The 16,370-nt window shown below is 44.1% G+C and carries 15 protein-coding genes; 14 read left to right on the plus strand and 1 reads right to left on the minus strand.

Features of this window, described 5'->3' with window-relative positions:
- Positions 1 to 70: 70 nt before the first annotated feature.
- Positions 71 to 520 (minus strand): FixH family protein, encoded by a 450-nt coding sequence (locus AOX59_RS18330; protein WP_068447786.1) that lies wholly within the window; start codon positions 518 to 520, stop codon positions 71 to 73.
- Between the two features lie 230 nt (positions 521 to 750).
- Here AOX59_RS18330 and uvrB point away from each other — a divergent pair, with 230 nt between their 5' ends.
- The 14 genes from uvrB to fdhA all read left to right on the plus strand — a co-directional run bounded on the left by uvrB (position 751) and on the right by fdhA (position 16,308).
- A complete protein-coding gene (uvrB, locus tag AOX59_RS18335) occupies positions 751 to 2,736 on the plus strand; it encodes an excinuclease ABC subunit UvrB (RefSeq protein ID WP_068447788.1) in 1,986 nt (661 codons plus the stop codon).
- A gap of 57 nt (positions 2,737 to 2,793) precedes the next feature.
- The gene (gene uvrA, locus AOX59_RS18340) at positions 2,794 to 5,673 is read left to right on the plus strand and encodes an excinuclease ABC subunit UvrA (protein WP_068447792.1); all 2,880 of its coding nucleotides are present in this window, start codon (positions 2,794 to 2,796) and stop codon (positions 5,671 to 5,673) included.
- 184 nt (positions 5,674 to 5,857) lie between these two features.
- A complete protein-coding gene (locus AOX59_RS18345; RefSeq protein WP_068447794.1) occupies positions 5,858 to 6,211 on the plus strand; it encodes a YojF family protein in 354 nt (117 codons plus the stop codon).
- A 50-nt stretch (positions 6,212 to 6,261) separates the two neighbouring features.
- A complete protein-coding gene (gene bshB2 / locus AOX59_RS18350) occupies positions 6,262 to 6,930 on the plus strand; it encodes a bacillithiol biosynthesis deacetylase BshB2 (protein WP_068447796.1) in 669 nt (222 codons plus the stop codon).
- A gap of 24 nt (positions 6,931 to 6,954) precedes the next feature.
- Positions 6,955 to 7,149, plus strand: a complete 195-nt coding sequence (locus tag AOX59_RS18355; protein ID WP_068447798.1) for a PspC domain-containing protein — start codon at positions 6,955 to 6,957, stop codon at positions 7,147 to 7,149.
- The gene (locus AOX59_RS18360; RefSeq protein ID WP_068447800.1) at positions 7,149 to 7,508 is read left to right on the plus strand and encodes a phage holin family protein; all 360 of its coding nucleotides are present in this window, start codon (positions 7,149 to 7,151) and stop codon (positions 7,506 to 7,508) included. Before AOX59_RS18355 ends, AOX59_RS18360 begins: the two co-directional genes overlap by 1 nt.
- Positions 7,509 to 8,646: 1,138 nt before the next feature.
- Positions 8,647 to 9,579: an HPr(Ser) kinase/phosphatase gene (gene hprK, locus AOX59_RS18365; RefSeq protein ID WP_068447803.1), complete on the plus strand. Its 933-nt coding sequence runs from the start codon at positions 8,647 to 8,649 to the stop codon at positions 9,577 to 9,579.
- An 11-nt stretch (positions 9,580 to 9,590) separates the two neighbouring features.
- Positions 9,591 to 10,442, plus strand: a complete 852-nt coding sequence (lgt, locus tag AOX59_RS18370; RefSeq protein ID WP_068447805.1) for a prolipoprotein diacylglyceryl transferase — start codon at positions 9,591 to 9,593, stop codon at positions 10,440 to 10,442.
- A gap of 23 nt (positions 10,443 to 10,465) precedes the next feature.
- Complete coding sequence (locus tag AOX59_RS18375) at positions 10,466 to 11,425, plus strand: nucleoside recognition domain-containing protein (protein WP_068447807.1); 960 nt, start codon at positions 10,466 to 10,468, stop codon at positions 11,423 to 11,425.
- A complete protein-coding gene (ppaX, locus tag AOX59_RS18380) occupies positions 11,400 to 12,035 on the plus strand; it encodes a pyrophosphatase PpaX (protein ID WP_068447810.1) in 636 nt (211 codons plus the stop codon). Before AOX59_RS18375 ends, ppaX begins: the two co-directional genes overlap by 26 nt.
- 3 nt (positions 12,036 to 12,038) lie before the next feature.
- Positions 12,039 to 12,557, plus strand: a complete 519-nt coding sequence (locus AOX59_RS18385) for an acyltransferase (protein WP_068447812.1) — start codon at positions 12,039 to 12,041, stop codon at positions 12,555 to 12,557.
- Between the two features lie 242 nt (positions 12,558 to 12,799).
- On the plus strand, positions 12,800 to 14,239 hold the full coding sequence (locus AOX59_RS18390; protein ID WP_068447814.1) for a nicotinate phosphoribosyltransferase: 1,440 nt from the start codon (positions 12,800 to 12,802) through the stop codon (positions 14,237 to 14,239).
- 192 nt (positions 14,240 to 14,431) lie between these two features.
- Entirely contained in the window at positions 14,432 to 14,980 is a 549-nt protein-coding gene (locus AOX59_RS18395) for a glycerol-3-phosphate responsive antiterminator (protein WP_068447816.1), read from the plus strand.
- A gap of 110 nt (positions 14,981 to 15,090) precedes the next feature.
- A complete protein-coding gene (fdhA, locus tag AOX59_RS18400; protein ID WP_068447818.1) occupies positions 15,091 to 16,308 on the plus strand; it encodes a formaldehyde dehydrogenase, glutathione-independent in 1,218 nt (405 codons plus the stop codon).
- Positions 16,309 to 16,370 lie beyond the last annotated feature (62 nt).

The following is a 16,370-nucleotide window of genomic DNA, read 5'->3' on the forward strand; positions in this document are numbered from 1 at the left end:
TAAATGTCCGATTCGTTCATCTAACAATCAGTGGGGGAAGAAAGGAAAACCCACTGATTGAAGATTCACTTTATCCGTTTTCATTGTCCTCGCTTGATTCTTTATCGATCTCTGCACTGCCGATAGCAATTTTTTTGACAGGCATTGTATGCATTGTCCGGGCTGTCACATGTGACTGAACGTGGTAGACAGCATCTGTATCAAACGTTTTTTCCACAGTATATGCGCCATCACCGGCATTATCGGCTTCAATCATTTCACTTTCTTCTTTATTGCCATCTTCCCAGATTTCAAATTCCACTTCACTGGCATCTGAGACAGCCTCCCCGTCTTGTGTGACGGTAACTGTAAAGGTAACCTTTTCATCTTTTTCCGCTTGCTCAGCAACTTCCAGATCAGCTTCAATTGGCACTGATGTGTCAGGTTCTGCTGAGGTATTGTTATCTGTATCCCCACTCTGGCCGCATGCGGCGAGAAAACCTGTCAGCACAATCAGGAAAATGATCGTTATTTTTCGCATAAAACATATCCTTTCTATTCTATATCATTCTAACTTAATTATAAGTCAGCCATTCGTGTGAAACAACAACATCATATGAACCCTTTGTGAATGATTTTCATATGTCATATCGGGTAAAATGGGTAGAGAGAAGATAAATCACAAATATCGAATATTAGTTCGCATATTAGTTAAAAAATCGAAATGATTATGATAGAATAGATTCAAGTTATGAACGGAGGTTTTTCGTTTTGGAAAATAAATTTGAACTGGTGGCCGATTACGAACCCAACGGTGATCAGCCTGAAGCAATCAGAGATATTGTCGAAAAGGTAAAATCCGGCCAGCGGCACCAGACATTGCTTGGTGCAACCGGAACAGGAAAAACATTTACAGTTTCAAATGCTGTAACCGAAATTAACCGTCCGACATTGGTGATTGCTCACAACAAAACATTGGCAGGACAACTCTACAGCGAATTTAAGGAGTTCTTTCCGAATAATGCTGTCGAGTACTTTGTCAGTTATTATGATTATTATCAGCCGGAAGCATATGTCCCTTCAACTGATACGTTTATAGAAAAAGACGCCAGCATAAACGATGAAATCGATAAACTGCGCCACTCGGCCACATCTTCATTGATTGAACGCCGGGACGTGCTGATTGTTTCCAGTGTTTCATGCATTTATGGTTTGGGATCGCCCGAAGAGTATGAAAGCCAGGTGCTTTCGTTAAGAATGGGAATGGAAAAGGACCGTGATCAACTTCTGCGTGATTTGGTCGACATTCAGTATGCGAGAAATGATATTGACTTTCAGCGCGGAACGTTCCGTGTTCGTGGAGATTCTATTGAGGTCATACCGGCTTCACGGGAAGAACACTGTATGCGTATTGAATTTTTCGGGGATGAAATTGACCGGATTCGTGAAGTCGACGCGCTTACAGGCGAAATAATCGGTGACCGGGAACACGTTGCTATTTTCCCTGCTTCTCACTTTGTGACGCGTGAGGAAAAACTGAAAAAAGCAATCAAAAATATTGAGAAAGAACTGCAAGAACAACTGGCAGAGCTGCGCGAACAGGATAAACTGCTGGAAGCTCAGCGTCTTGAACAGCGCACCAATTATGATCTCGAAATGATGGAAGAAATGGGCTTTTGTTCCGGGATTGAAAACTATTCACGTCACCTGACATTCCGCGAACCCGGGTCAACACCTTATACATTGCTTGATTTCTTCCCGGATGATTTTTTGTGTGTCATTGATGAATCACATGTGACACTGCCGCAAATCAGGGGGATGTATAATGGTGACAAAGCACGCAAGCAAGTGTTGGTTGATCATGGCTTCCGTTTGCCTTCTGCCCTGGATAACCGACCTTTGAAGTTTGATGAATTTGAAAAGGCGACAAGTCAGCTGATTTATGTATCAGCGACACCGGGGCCATATGAACGCGAACATTCGCCTGATATGACTGAACAGATTATTCGTCCGACAGGTCTCCTCGATCCGGTAGTGGACGTCCGGCCAATCGACGGTCAGGTTGATAACCTGATAGAGGAGATCAGGAAGCGGTCAGAGCGAAAAGAGCGTGTGCTTGTTACGACGTTAACGAAAAAAATGTCCGAAGACTTAACCGATTACCTGAAAGAAATCGGTATGAAAGTTGCCTATCTGCATTCAGAAATCAAAACGCTTGAACGAATCGAAGTAATCCGTGATTTGCGTGTCGGTAAATATGATGTTCTCGTCGGCATTAATCTTCTCAGGGAGGGGCTGGACATCCCGGAAGTATCACTTGTAGCGATTCTGGATGCCGACAAAGAAGGTTTCCTTCGCTCCGAGCGGTCGCTTATTCAGACGATGGGACGTGCTGCACGAAACGAAAATGGGGAAGTCATCATGTATGGGGATAAAATAACAAACTCCATGCAAGTTGCCATGGATGAAACAAACCGCCGCCGTGAGAAACAGATGGCATACAATGAAAAATACAACATTACACCGACGACGATTCAGAAAGAAGTTCGGGATGTCATTCAGGCAACTGTGGCCTCCGAAGATGTGGACGATTATGAAGACAAGAAAACCGATGTCAGCAAAATGACAAAACACGAAAAAGAAAAAATGATTGACAGTATGGAAAAAGAAATGAAAGAAGCGGCCAAAGCGCTTGACTTTGAAAGAGCTGCCGAACTCCGTGATATTGTGCTTGAACTTAAATCAGAAAGCGCATGATCATTCAGCTCTTTTTCGGAAGAATACTACCAAGCAATGCGGAAGGATGACCTGTTCATGCCAAGTAAAGAAATAAAAATTCAAGGTGCCCGTGCACATAATTTGCAAAATATAGATGTCTCCATCCCCAAAAATAAATTTGTCGTGCTGACAGGGCTCTCCGGCTCCGGCAAATCGTCACTCGCTTTTGACACGGTTTATGCTGAAGGACAGCGCCGGTATGTCGAGTCACTGTCTGCTTATGCACGGCAATTTTTAGGGCAAATGGACAAACCTGATGTCGATGCAATTGAGGGTTTGTCACCCGCTATTTCGATTGATCAGAAAACAACAAGCAACAACCCGCGTTCAACGGTGGGCACGGTGACGGAAATATATGATTATCTGCGTTTGCTATTTGCCCGGGTTGGACACCCGACCTGCCCCAAACACGGCATCGAAATCAGCTCTCAGACAGTACAGCAGATGGTTGATCGCATATTGGAATACCCGGATCGGACGAAGATGCAAATACTCGCCCCGGTTGTTTCCGGACGTAAAGGGCAACATGTCGAAACAATTGAAAAGCTGAAAAGGGAAGGTTATGTCCGAATTCGTGTTGATCAGGAAATGCGGGAAGTGACCGATGATATTCAGTTGGAAAAAAATAAAAAACACTCGATTGAAGTAGTTGTCGACCGAATTGTTGTAAAAGAAGGTATTTCAGGACGGTTGAGCGATTCGATTGAGACAGCATTAGGTCTTGGTGATGGGAAGATCATTGTTGATGTCATTGGTGATGAGGAGCTGATGTTCAGTGAAAATCACGCCTGTCCGATTTGCGGCTTCTCAGTCGGTGATCTGGAGCCGCGGCTGTTCTCATTTAATAGTCCGTTTGGCGCCTGTCCAAGTTGTGATGGGCTCGGTACGAAACTTGAGGTGGATTTGGAATTTGTCATCCCGGACTGGAACAAGACACTGAAAAAACATGCAATCGCAGCCTGGGAGCCGATCAGTTCCCAATATTATCCGCAACTTTTGAAAAGTGTGTGTGATCATTATGGTATCAATATGAACACGCCGGTCAAAGATCTCCCGAAGAACGAGATGGATATAATCCTGTACGGAAGCGGCAAAGAGAAAATCCGGTTCCGCTACAAAAATGAATTCGGCAAGCTTCGTGATAACGATATTTATTTTGAGGGTGTGCTGAATAACATTGGGCGCCGGTATCGTGAAACATCTTCAGATTTCACACGGGAGCACTTGTCAAAATATATGGCTAATAAACCTTGCCCGACTTGTAACGGGCATCGTCTTAAAGAAGAAGCACTCGCAGTACTGGTAAATGGCAAACATATCAGTGAAGTGACCGATTATGCCATTAATGGTGCAAAAGAATTTTTTGAACATCTTGAGCTGTCCGAAAAGGAAGAGACAATCGCACAAATGATTTTAAAAGAAATTAATGACCGACTTAATTTCCTTGCCAATGTGGGGCTTAATTATCTGACACTTTCACGCTCAGCGGGAACGTTATCCGGCGGTGAAGCGCAGAGAATACGGCTTGCCACGCAGATTGGATCGGCTTTAACCGGAGTGCTGTACGTGCTGGATGAGCCATCAATCGGGCTGCATCAGCGGGATAACAACCGGCTGATTAATACACTGAAACAGATGCGTGACTTGGATAATACATTAATCGTTGTCGAGCATGACGAGGAAACCATGCTGGCAGCTGACCATCTGATTGATATCGGCCCCGGTGCAGGTGAACACGGCGGAAACGTTGTGGCCAGTGATACGCCGGAAAATGTAAAGGAAAACAAAACATCACTGACAGGGCAGTATTTGGCCGGCGATAAATATATACCGCTGCCGATAAAACGGCGCAAACAAAATAAACGCAATCAAATTAAAGTTGTCGGTGCCGAAGAAAACAACCTGAAAAATATTGATGCTTCTTTCCCGCTTGGACTGCTTACGGTTGTCACAGGTGTTTCAGGTTCCGGCAAAAGTTCGCTGGTTAACGAAATCTTATATAAAACGCTTGCCAAAGATTTGAATCGGGCTAAAGTTAAACCAGGAAAGCATAAAAGGATTAACGGACTTAATAATCTGGAAAAAGTGATCGATATTGATCAGTCTCCCATCGGCCGGACGCCGCGTTCAAACCCGGCAACATATACCGGGGTGTTTGATAATATCCGTGATGTTTTTGCCCAGACCAATGAAGCTAAAATCCGCGGTTACAAAAAGGGGCGTTTCAGTTTTAATGTGAAAGGCGGCCGCTGTGAAGCGTGCCATGGTGACGGCATCATTAAAATTGAAATGCACTTTCTGCCTGATGTCTACGTTCCTTGTGAAGTATGTAACGGCAAGCGCTATAACCGGGACACATTGGAAGTGAAGTATAAAGGAAAAAGTATTGCAGATGTTCTGGATATGACCATTGAAGAATCATTGACCTTTTTTGAAAATATCCCGAAAATCAAACGGAAGCTGCAGACCGTTTATGATGTCGGTCTGGGTTATATCAAATTGGGGCAGCCGGCAACGACTTTATCCGGCGGTGAAGCACAGCGCGTGAAACTTGCCAGTGAACTCCACCGCCGGTCAAACGGCAAAACATTTTATATTCTGGATGAGCCGACAACCGGGCTGCACACAGATGACATTAACCGTCTGATGAATGTTTTGCAGCGACTTGTCGAAAACGGTGAAACTGTCCTGATTATCGAACACAATCTGGATGTCATTAAACTTGCCGATCACATTATTGACATCGGGCCTGAGGGTGGCGACGGCGGCGGCGAAATCGTTGCTACAGGCACACCGGAAGAAGTGGCTGATCAGGAAGAGTCCCATACAGGTCACTATTTGAAGCCAATTTTGGAACGGGAACGCAAACGGATGGAACAGGATATGGAACAACGTGAAAAAATCGGTTCAAAATAGGAAAGCAGGCAGCGGATGGCTTACTTAGCGGTCTGCTGCCTTCTTTATTTTGAACAATGGAAAGACCCTCTTGGATTAAGTATGCAGTATCCTTATGAGCGGCTGTCTCAGTCAAAACTTTTGACGGGATTACGTGGTTTCGGTAACCTTGAATAAGATGTTCTATAGTGGGAGGAACGTAAAGATGAAGCCAATTGAACACGAGAAAGTTCAACAGCTAATGCAAACGTATATCAATAAAGACGTTTATATTCATCTGGAAACAACAAATGGTGCATATGCAGGTCATTTCAATGATAAGGCGTATAACGTCGGCGCTTATATACGCAATGCGAAGCTGAATTATTCGCAGGCAAAACTTATTGGAGACGGTAAAAGTTACCGTGCCGGTCTTAAGACAGAATTGGGGTGGGTCTATGCAGAGGGCCTAACCGACTGGACAATGCACAAAGAAGACCAATTACTATTAGCGGGACATGACCGCGAAGGCCGGTTGATGGTGGCATTGCATATCAGTGAAACACCGCTGGGGCAGTAAATAATATTTATTCACATCAACAATTTTCAGCAAAGGGTCAGGTGAATGGAATGGAAAAACATGTTGTCGTTATTTATCCACATCCCGATGATGAATCGTTCGGTGCTTCAGGCACGATAGCACAATACCGAAAACAGGGGATTCCCGTGACTTATCTATGCGGTACATTAGGTGAGATGGGAAGAAATATGGGGTCTCCTTTATTTGCCAACCGGGAAACACTGCCTGATATCAGAAAAGAAGAATTGATTAACGCATGCGCGAAATTGGATGTCGAGCTCCGTATGCTCGGATATCGTGATAAAACAATTGAATTTGAGGACAGAGATGAAGTCTCCGAGCATTTAAAAGGGATTCTTGAAGAAATACAGCCTAGCCTTGTCCTCACGCACTATCCGGAGTATGCTGTACATCCTGACCATAATGCAATGGGCGCAGCGGCAATCGAAGCTGTTAGGCTGATGGACCCGGAAAACCGCCCGAAAGTTTGGGCGCAGGCGATCAGCAATGGTCATGTTAAGGAACTTGGGAAACCGGACATAAGCAATGATGTAACACCGGTTTTTGATCATAAAATGGACGTTATTTTAGCTCATAAATCTCAAGCCAGTGGAATTCTAGGCCAGTTCCAGGAAAATTGGGCTACAGAAGATATGAAAGAAGCTGCCAAGAAACAGCTTGGTAAAGAACAGTTTTATATTTGGGATTTTCGTGAATAATCTAGTAGTGAGAGGAGGATTTTCATGAATGAACGATTGTATCGATCAAATTCCGAGCGTATGATAAAAGGAATATGCGGCGGGCTGGCAGAGTATTTCAATATTGACCCAACGATTATCCGCCTGCTTTTTGTAGCACTGGCATTTGCAGGAGGTGCATCAATCTACGCTTATCTCATCGGTATTTTCGTCATTCCGAATGAGCGGGAGGTGCATTAATGCTGCTTCGCTGGTTAATATCGGTTTTCTTAAATGCTGTTGCATTGATTGTCGTTGCACAGCTGTTCAGCTCTTTCCAGCTGGAGGGCTTTGGCACTGCGCTTTTGGCCAGTATTATCCTTGGCATTCTAAATGCTGTTATTAAGCCGATATTGGTTATTCTGACACTGCCGGTAACAGTCTTGACACTGGGTTTGTTTTTATTCGTCATTAATGCTGTCACATTAATGATTACCCAGGCAATAATGGATGAGTCGTTTGTGATTGAAGGATTTGGAACGGCTGTTATTGCTGCAGTAGTTATTTCGCTGTTGAATTTAATATTGAATAAACTTGTAAAAGATTCTGTAACGTCATGAATGCAGGTAAAAGTCGCAGGTGTTAAGCCTGCGATTTTTACTGTGCGGTCAATGGTCAAAGACAGATTTTATCTGTTTAACCGTTGACGTAAATATTTCAGACTTTTTTCGTGATTTTTGTTGTTCTTTAATCTTCGTAATTGATATGAAGTGTGAACCAATGAAAATTCTCATTCTGATTGTCGTTAAGTGCTAAAAGCCGCTCCGGCAATATACTTCGCTTTCCATGGGCACGGCCTCAGCCTCCTCAGAAAGCAAAGACCGCTTTCTTGCGGGGTCTTCGGACACGTGCTATTCCCATAGGAGTCTACGCATATTGCCTATGCTGGAAATGGCTCGCTGTAGTTTTATTCTATTTGACGAATAAAAGCATCGTTGTTAAACCATCTACACCAGCAGCTGGAATATGCGAGACTCCTGTGGGACAGCGAGCTCTTGTAGACCCCGCAGTGAGCGGTTTTTGCTCCCGAGGAGGCTCGTGGTGAGCCCACGGAAAGCGAGTATATTCCAGCTGCTGGCGTCAATCTTGCTAATCCACCATAGAAAATGGTTGCATACTTCAAGATTGTATATTGAGTAATGCTTAGCGAAGGAAATACACGACGACTCCTGCGGGAACAAAGGTATCGGTGAGACCCCGCAGTGCGCCAGCACGAGGAGGCTCACCAGCCGCCCGCGGAAAGCGGCGTGTATTTCCGAAGCGGTAGACGATGCACCAACTTACACCTAAAGTTATTTCGCGGTTTATCCCGCATCTAAGGCTCTGTAACCCGCCAAAATACGGCGGCTAACTGAACCTAAATGCCCGATTCTGCTCGGGCCTGCAGGATGCAGGTCACAAAGGCGTTGCCACAGGACGTGGCGAACTTAGCCTTTGTTCCCCTACATTCAGCGGAAAAGTGCGCTCCGCTGAATGAAGTTTCACTTTATGGATTTTGTGTCAAAAACAACAATCTTTTAGAAAACGGCTATTTTTATAACCTGCAGATTAATGATATTATTCGAAGGTGGGAAAATATGCTACAATGTAATTCAGTATATTGCCTTGAAAAATAATGCCCCCATACATAACGGAACATGGTAACGGGGGCTGTCTTAATAAATGAAAACACACAGTTGAAATTGGAGGATTCAGCACATGCCAAAAGTCCGTACGCAAGATTTGCTTGATAATTTCAATCTCACGCTGGTTGCAGGCGAAGATGGCGTCCACCGCGAATTAACGACGAGTGATATCCATCGCCCGGGTATTGAAATGACCGGTTATTTTCATTATTATCCGCGGGAACGTCTGCAATTGATTGGAAAAACCGAAATGGCTTATTTTCTTGATTTGCCTGATGATACGAAAAAGAAAAGGATGGAACAGCTATGTACAGATATAACGCCTGTCATTGTTATTTCCCGTGGGATGGAGATTCCTGATGTCATGCTGGAAACAGCGGATAAAGCGGGTGTTCCGATTTTACATTCGCCACGGCAAACGACCCGTGTGATCAGCAGACTGACAAACTATCTGGAATCAAAATTTGCACCCTTCACAGCAATACATGGCGTTCTGGTCGACATATATGGTGTCGGTGTACTGCTGACCGGTCAAAGTGGTGTCGGTAAAAGTGAATCAGCGCTTGAATTAGTGAAACGCGGCCATAGGCTGGTAGCGGATGACAGTGTTGAAATTCGCCAGGAAGATTATGACAGACTGATTGGGAATTCGCCGCCGCTGATTGAACATTTGCTGGAAATTCGCGGGCTGGGCATAATTAATGTTATGACTCTTTTTGGCGCCGGAGCGGTCAGAAGCTATAAGAAGATTTCTCTGATTATCAATCTTGAATTATGGGACGAAAAGAAGCAGTATGATCGGCTTGGTCTGGATGAAGATAAGATGAAAATCATGGATGTTAAAGTTCCAAAAGTTACTATACCTGTTCGTCCGGGAAGAAATCTTGCAGTCATTATTGAAGTGGCGGCCATGAACTTCCGCTTGAAACGGATGGGTGTGAATGCTGCTGAAGAGTTTTCTGAACGATTGACCAGCATGATTGACCAAGGAAACGAAATTGATTAGGGGTGATTCCATTGAGTTGCAGCGCACCTGCTTTAGATCCTGTTTTTTTGGGCCTCGGTCCGATTACAATATATTGGTATGGTGTCATCATAGCATTCGGTGCTTTTTTAGGTCTCTATATCGCAACAAAGGAGTCTGATCGGCTCGGACTGCAAAAAGATCTGATGATTGACCTGGTCGTATTTGCCATTCCGGTATCGATTATCTTTGCCCGTCTTTATTACGTTATTTTCGAATGGGACCGCTATGTCGGCGGGCCATGGTGGGATGTCTTTGCCATATGGGAAGGCGGTATAGCCATTCATGGTGCGTTGATTGGTGCTGTCTTGACCGCTGTTATTTTTGCAAGGGTCAGAAAAGTTCCGTTTTGGCAACTGGCAGATATAGCCGCGCCAAGTCTGATACTGGGGCAGGCTATCGGCCGCTGGGGCAACTTTATGAACCAGGAAGCACATGGCGGACCGATAGCAGAATCAACGTTCAACAGCTTTCATACATATTTACCTGACTTTATCATGAACCAAATGTGTATTGACGGTGTTATGTATCACCCGACATTTCTTTATGAATCTGTCTGGAATATATTAGTGTTCATATTCCTTCTGTTTTTGCGTCGTAAAAATCCGCTGCGCGGTGAGGTTTTCCTGAGTTATCTGATCACCTATTCAGCGGGGCGCCTGTTTATCGAGGGGATGCGAACAGACAGCTTATATGTGCCGGGAACCGAAATTCGAGTGGCACAGCTCATTTCAATTGCTATCATTTTGGGGCTTTTGGCTCTGATCTGGTATCGCAGAAAATCAGGGATGGCTGATAAATATTACGACGGCAAAAAAGTCAAAAAGAAGAAAAAGAAGTCGTAACAGCAAAGTGAGGGATGGCTAAATTGACTGGAATTTTAAACCGTGGATTGCAGCAAGGCGTCCAAGTAACGTGGACATTGGGAAAAGTTATTTTTCCGATCACCCTGATTGTAACTATTTTACAATATACACCGGTTTTGCCCTGGGTTATTAAGCAAATCACGCCATTCATGAAGCTGCTGGGCTTATCCGGTGAGGCGGCCGTCCCATTGGTTTTGGGAAATGCATTGAATTTATATGCTGCTATTGGTGCGATCGTATCATTCGATTTTACGGTGAAAGAGGTTTTTATCTTAGCTGTTATGCTGTCTTTTTCCCATAACTTATTTATCGAGTCAGCAGTCGCATCAAAAGTCGGTGTGAGCTGGTGGCTTATCTCAGGCATTCGGATTGCACTTGCCCTGACATCTGCTGTACTAATCAATTTGCTGTGGAATGGAGGAGGCGAGTCTGCTCAGTATGGTCTGATTTCGTCATCGGAAACTGTATTGAACGGCTGGAATGACATTTTGCTTCAGGGCCTGCAAACGGCATTAGTTGCAATTGGCCAGCTGGCGTTAATCGTTATACCATTAATGATTATCATGCAATTTTTCCGTGAGAAAGGATGGCTTAACTTCATTTCGGATAAAATTGGCCCGTTCACCAGATTGCTGGGGATGGAGAAAAATACGTCAATGACACTTGTGGCAGGTCTGACGATTGGGCTTGCTTATGGTGCCGGGCTTATGATTCAAGCGGTGGAAGAAGATGGCGTTTCGAAGCGGGATATGTATTTAGCACTGATTTTCTTAGTATCGTGCCATGCAGTTGTGGAAGACACACTTGTTTTCGTTCCGCTCGGAATCCCTGTTTTGCCGTTATTAGGTATTCGCCTGGTGACAGCAATTCTCCTGACGATGGCTGTAGCGTTTGTTTGGAGACGAATGGAAAATCAGAAAAGAAAGGATGCGGCACATGAACATTCATACCATACTCTTTGATCTTGACGGGACATTGATCGATACAAATGAATTAATTATCGCTTCATTTATGCATACATTCACCCAACATGGCAAATCTATTTCCCGCGAACAGGCGATTGAATTTATCGGGCCGCCTTTGAAGGAATCATTGCAGAAGGCTGATCCAAAACTGGCGGAAAATATGATTGAAACATACCGCAAGCATAATGTTGAGCATCATGATGATTATGTAACAGCATTTCCCAACGTAGAAAAAACGTTAAAAGCATTGCAGAGAAACAACATTCAGCTCGGTGTGGTTACGACAAAGATGCGGGGGACAGTCGACATGGGCTTGCGGGTGACAGGTCTTGATAACTATTTTGCGACGATTGTAACACTTGATGATGTGACCCATGCGAAACCGCACCCCGAACCGATTATAAAAGCAATGACGTCATTGAACGCCAATTCATCATCAACTTTAATGGTCGGAGATAATTCACATGATATCGAAGCAGGGCATAATGCAGGTGTTAAAACGGCAGGTGTTGCCTGGTCGTTGAAAGGCAAGGAAACATTACTGACATATCAACCGTCCTATATGCTGGATGATATGCAAGATTTGCTTGGGATTCCGGGAGTGTAAGCCATGCGGAAAACCGATCGCTATTACGTTGAACATGCCAATTCGTTATGGATGATTTATAAAACAGTTTCTTTTTGGAAAGTCGTGAAAAATTTCATCTTCATCCAGTTGGGGAGGTATACACCTTTTCTGGGAATCAAAAATTGGCTCTACCGCATCTTTCTGCGAATGAACGTCGGTGATAGAACAGCATTTGCACTGATGGTCATGCCTGATATCATGTTCCCGGAAAAAATATCAGTCGGCTCTAATAGTGTGATCGGCTATAATACAACGATTTTGGCACATGAGTACTTAATTAAAGAGTACCGAATCGGTGAGGTCTTGATTGGTGATGAAGTCATGATTGGAGCCAATACAACCATTTTACCCGGTGTAACAATCGGTGATGGTGCCATCATTTCCTCCGCAACGCTTGTTAATCAGGATGTACCGCCGGGAGCGTTCGCAGGCGGCAATCCAATGCGGGTGATTTATACGAAGGAAGAGATGGAGGAGCGGATGAACGGGAAAAAAGATTAAACAGACCCTGTTAGACAAATTTTTAGCCAAGAGGATGAAACCCCCATCCTGTACGGGGCAATGCTGAAGAGAATGATGCCTGATATATGAAAGCCACCGTTGCATCAGCGGTGGCTTTTATAATCTTGCAATCAGATTGGAAGGGAACCATTTCAAATCAATAGGTCAGATAATGTCGATTTGTTTTAATAAATGCGGTTTTCATATACAATAGCACTAAAGTCAAGTAATGGAGGAAAACCATGGAATACGAAAATCTGACAATGCACACGGATAAGTATCAAATAAATATGATGTATGCCCATTGGAAAAACAACTCGCATAACAGACGGGCTGTTTTTGATGCATACATCCGAAAGAATCCTTTTCGGAATGGCTATACGGTATTCGCCGGGCTCGAGCGGATTGTGCATTATATTAATAACCTGAAGTTTACAGAAGAGGATATCGCTTTTTTAAAGCAGCAGGAAGAGAATTATGAAGAGGCGTTTCTGGAAGAGCTGCGGCGCTTTACTTTTACAGGAAACATTTACGCCATGCGTGAAGGCGAAGTTGTTTTTCCAAATGAACCGCTCATCCGGATTGATGCGCGAATTTTTGAAGCACAGCTGATTGAAACAGCTATTTTAAATATGATGAACTACCAGAGTCTGATTGCAACCAAGGCAAGCCGCATCAAGCAGGTAGTCAACAATGATACACTGATTGAGTTTGGTACGAGACGGGCACAGGAAGCGGATGCGGCTGTATGGGGAGCACGTGCAGCTTATATTGCCGGTTTTCATGGAACGTCAAATACGCGTGCCGGCAAACTTTTTAATATTCCAGCCAAGGGAACGCATGCGCATTCCTGGATTCAGGACCATGACAGTGAAGAAGAAGCCTTTACGAATTTTGCTAAAGCTCTGCCCGATCAGACCATATTGCTTGTCGATACGTATAATACATTGAGGTCAGGAATCCCTAATGCAATCAAAACCGGTAAAATGCTCGAAGCGCAAGGAAAAAAACTCAAAGGGATACGTCTTGACAGTGGTGACTTGGCTAGACTGTCCATCGAAGGCAGGCAAATGCTTGATGAAGCCGGCATGGAGCACACCGAAATCATGGCTTCCAACGATCTCGATGAAGAGGTTATCATGCATCTGAAACTGCAAGGGGCTAAAATTGATTCCTGGGGTGTTGGAACGAAATTGATTACCGGTGGCAGAAAGCCGTCACTCGGCGGTGTGTACAAACTCGTTGCCAGAGAAGATAAAAATGAGCTGATCCCGGTCATTAAACTGTCTGACGATTTGGAGAAAGTGACAACACCCGGTCTTAAGAAGGTATACCGGATCATCAACCGCAAGACGAATAAGTCGGAAGGGGACTATATCGCACTTGAACATGAAACAGTGGACGATAAACCGCTCAAGATGTTCGATCCTTTTTTTCCGCAAAAGTTCAAGTATGTGAGCAATTATGAAGCGATTGACCTCCTGGAGCCAATTTTTGTCAATGGCAACCAGGTGTATGACTTGCCGGAACTGGAGGAAATTCACCGCTATCATGAAAAGCAGCTTTCCTTTATATGGCATGAAACATTGAGACTCTTGAATCCACAAACTTATTATGTTGATTTGAGCTATGATTTGTGGAAGACGAAGCAGGATCTGATTGAGGAACGCAGGATACACTAAATGGTTCGCCCGTGTCCGCGATGTTTAAAATCTATCAAAGGGAAGCATGTGTGTGAGACTACTTTCGAGAGCGGCATCCATTACAGTGCGGATGCCGCGTTTCGCTTTTCAATGATTGAATGTGTCACTTCTTGGTGAGACTATGTGTCATATCTTTGAAGAAGCGGTGGAAAGGTACTAAGGAGGTAAAGCATGGAAATTCCTTCAGGTGTAATCCCGGCAATTAAAAATATGAAAGATTTTGAGAAGGTTTTGGAATCAGATCATACGACTATTGTTTTTCTGGAAACCAGGCTTGCTCAGTTGAAAAGTTTGGTTCAGTATTCGAAGCGGGCTGATAAAAAAGTTTTGGTTCACTTCGATTTAATTCAGGGGTTAAAAACTGATGAATATGGTATGGAATTTCTAATCCGCCATATCAAACCGGATGGTATTATTTCGACAAGAGGCAATATAATTAAGCTGGCTAAAAAAAATAAATTGCTGGCTATTCAACGCACGTTTTTATTAGATAGTATGGCGGTTGAGCATAATTTAAAGCTGATAGAACGGTTTCAGCCGGATTGTATTGAACTATTGCCCGGGCTTATTCCCGATATAATTAAACAAATCAGTGAGGAAACTGGTGTACCTGTCATTGCAGGTGGTTTGGTGAGAAACAAAATAGAAGTTTCTTCTGCTCTGGACGCAGGGGCAGTTGCTGTATCCACCTCAAATAATGAATTATGGAAGATATATTAAAGCGGATTACCTGTTGTTGAAATTTTCTAACATATGAATTATAATTTAATGCAGAATAATAACGCTTACAAGTCTGACACCATTATACGAGTAAAGGGAGATGTGGTTGTATGGCTGGTAACAGAGCGGTCGTTTATAGCAAACCGGGGGAGGTAGAGGTACACGATATCAGTTATCCTGATTTGGTCTTACGGGATGGTCCGGGTGTTAATCCGTTAAACGTTGGCAGAAAATGTAACCATGGAGTCATTTTGAAAGTCGTTACAACAAACATTTGTGGAAGCGACCAACACATGGTTCGCGGACGGACAACGGCACCAAGTGGATTGGTTCTGGGTCATGAAATCACCGGTGAAGTGATTGAGACCGGCAGTGATGTAGAATTTATCAAGCAGGGGGATCTTGTATCCGTACCATTCAATATTGCGTGCGGACGGTGCGAAAATTGTCGGAAACAGGATACACACATTTGCCTGAATGTGAATCCTGATCGCCCCGGATCTGCGTATGGCTATGTTGACATGGGCGGCTGGGTAGGCGGCCAATCTGAGTATGTCATGGTACCATATGCAGATTTTCAGCTGCTGAAATTCCCTGATAAAGACCGGGCAATGGAGAAAATCCTTGATTTAACCATGCTCTCGGATATCTTCCCGACAGGGTATCATGGTGCCGTTAGTTCGGGTGTTAAAACCGGGTCAACCGTTTATGTTGCCGGTGCAGGTCCGGTCGGTTTAGCAGCTGCCCACTCCGCTCAGCTATTAGGCGCATCAGTGGTAATTGTCGGAGATATGATTGAAGAACGTTTAGCACAAGCGAGAAGCTTTGGATGTGAAACCATTAATTTGCGTGAACATGATGATATGGGTGAACAGATCGAGCAAATTTTAGGCATTCCTGAGGTTGACTCTGCAATTGATGCGGTTGGTTTTGAGGCCAGCGGTCACGGTGAAGGATCTGGAGAAGCCCCAGCTGCAGTTCTGAATTCCATTATGGGGGCAACCAAAGCAGGAGGACGTCTGGGAATTCCCGGACTCTATGTCACTGGAGACCCCGGTGCAGAAGATCGTGATGCAAAAGAAGGAACGCTGAAAATTCGTTTCGGTTTGGGTTTTGCCAAGGCACATACATTCGTAACCGGACAAACGCCGGTTATGAAATACCATAGAGATTTAATGAAAGCGATTTTAAGTGGAAAAGCAAATATCGCAAAGGCTGTAAATGCCACATTAATCTCGCTTGATCAGGCTCCTGATGGTTATAAACAGTTTGACGGCGGAGTATCGAAAAAGTTTGTCATTGACCCGCATGGTTTAGTTCATAACTAATTCTGTTTCCGCCACAATGTAAATAACTATTGACAGCGTTTACATTGGATGCTATGATTATC

The organism is Lentibacillus amyloliquefaciens (assembly GCF_001307805.1).
Classification (GTDB): domain Bacteria; phylum Bacillota; class Bacilli; order Bacillales; family Amphibacillaceae; genus Lentibacillus; species Lentibacillus amyloliquefaciens.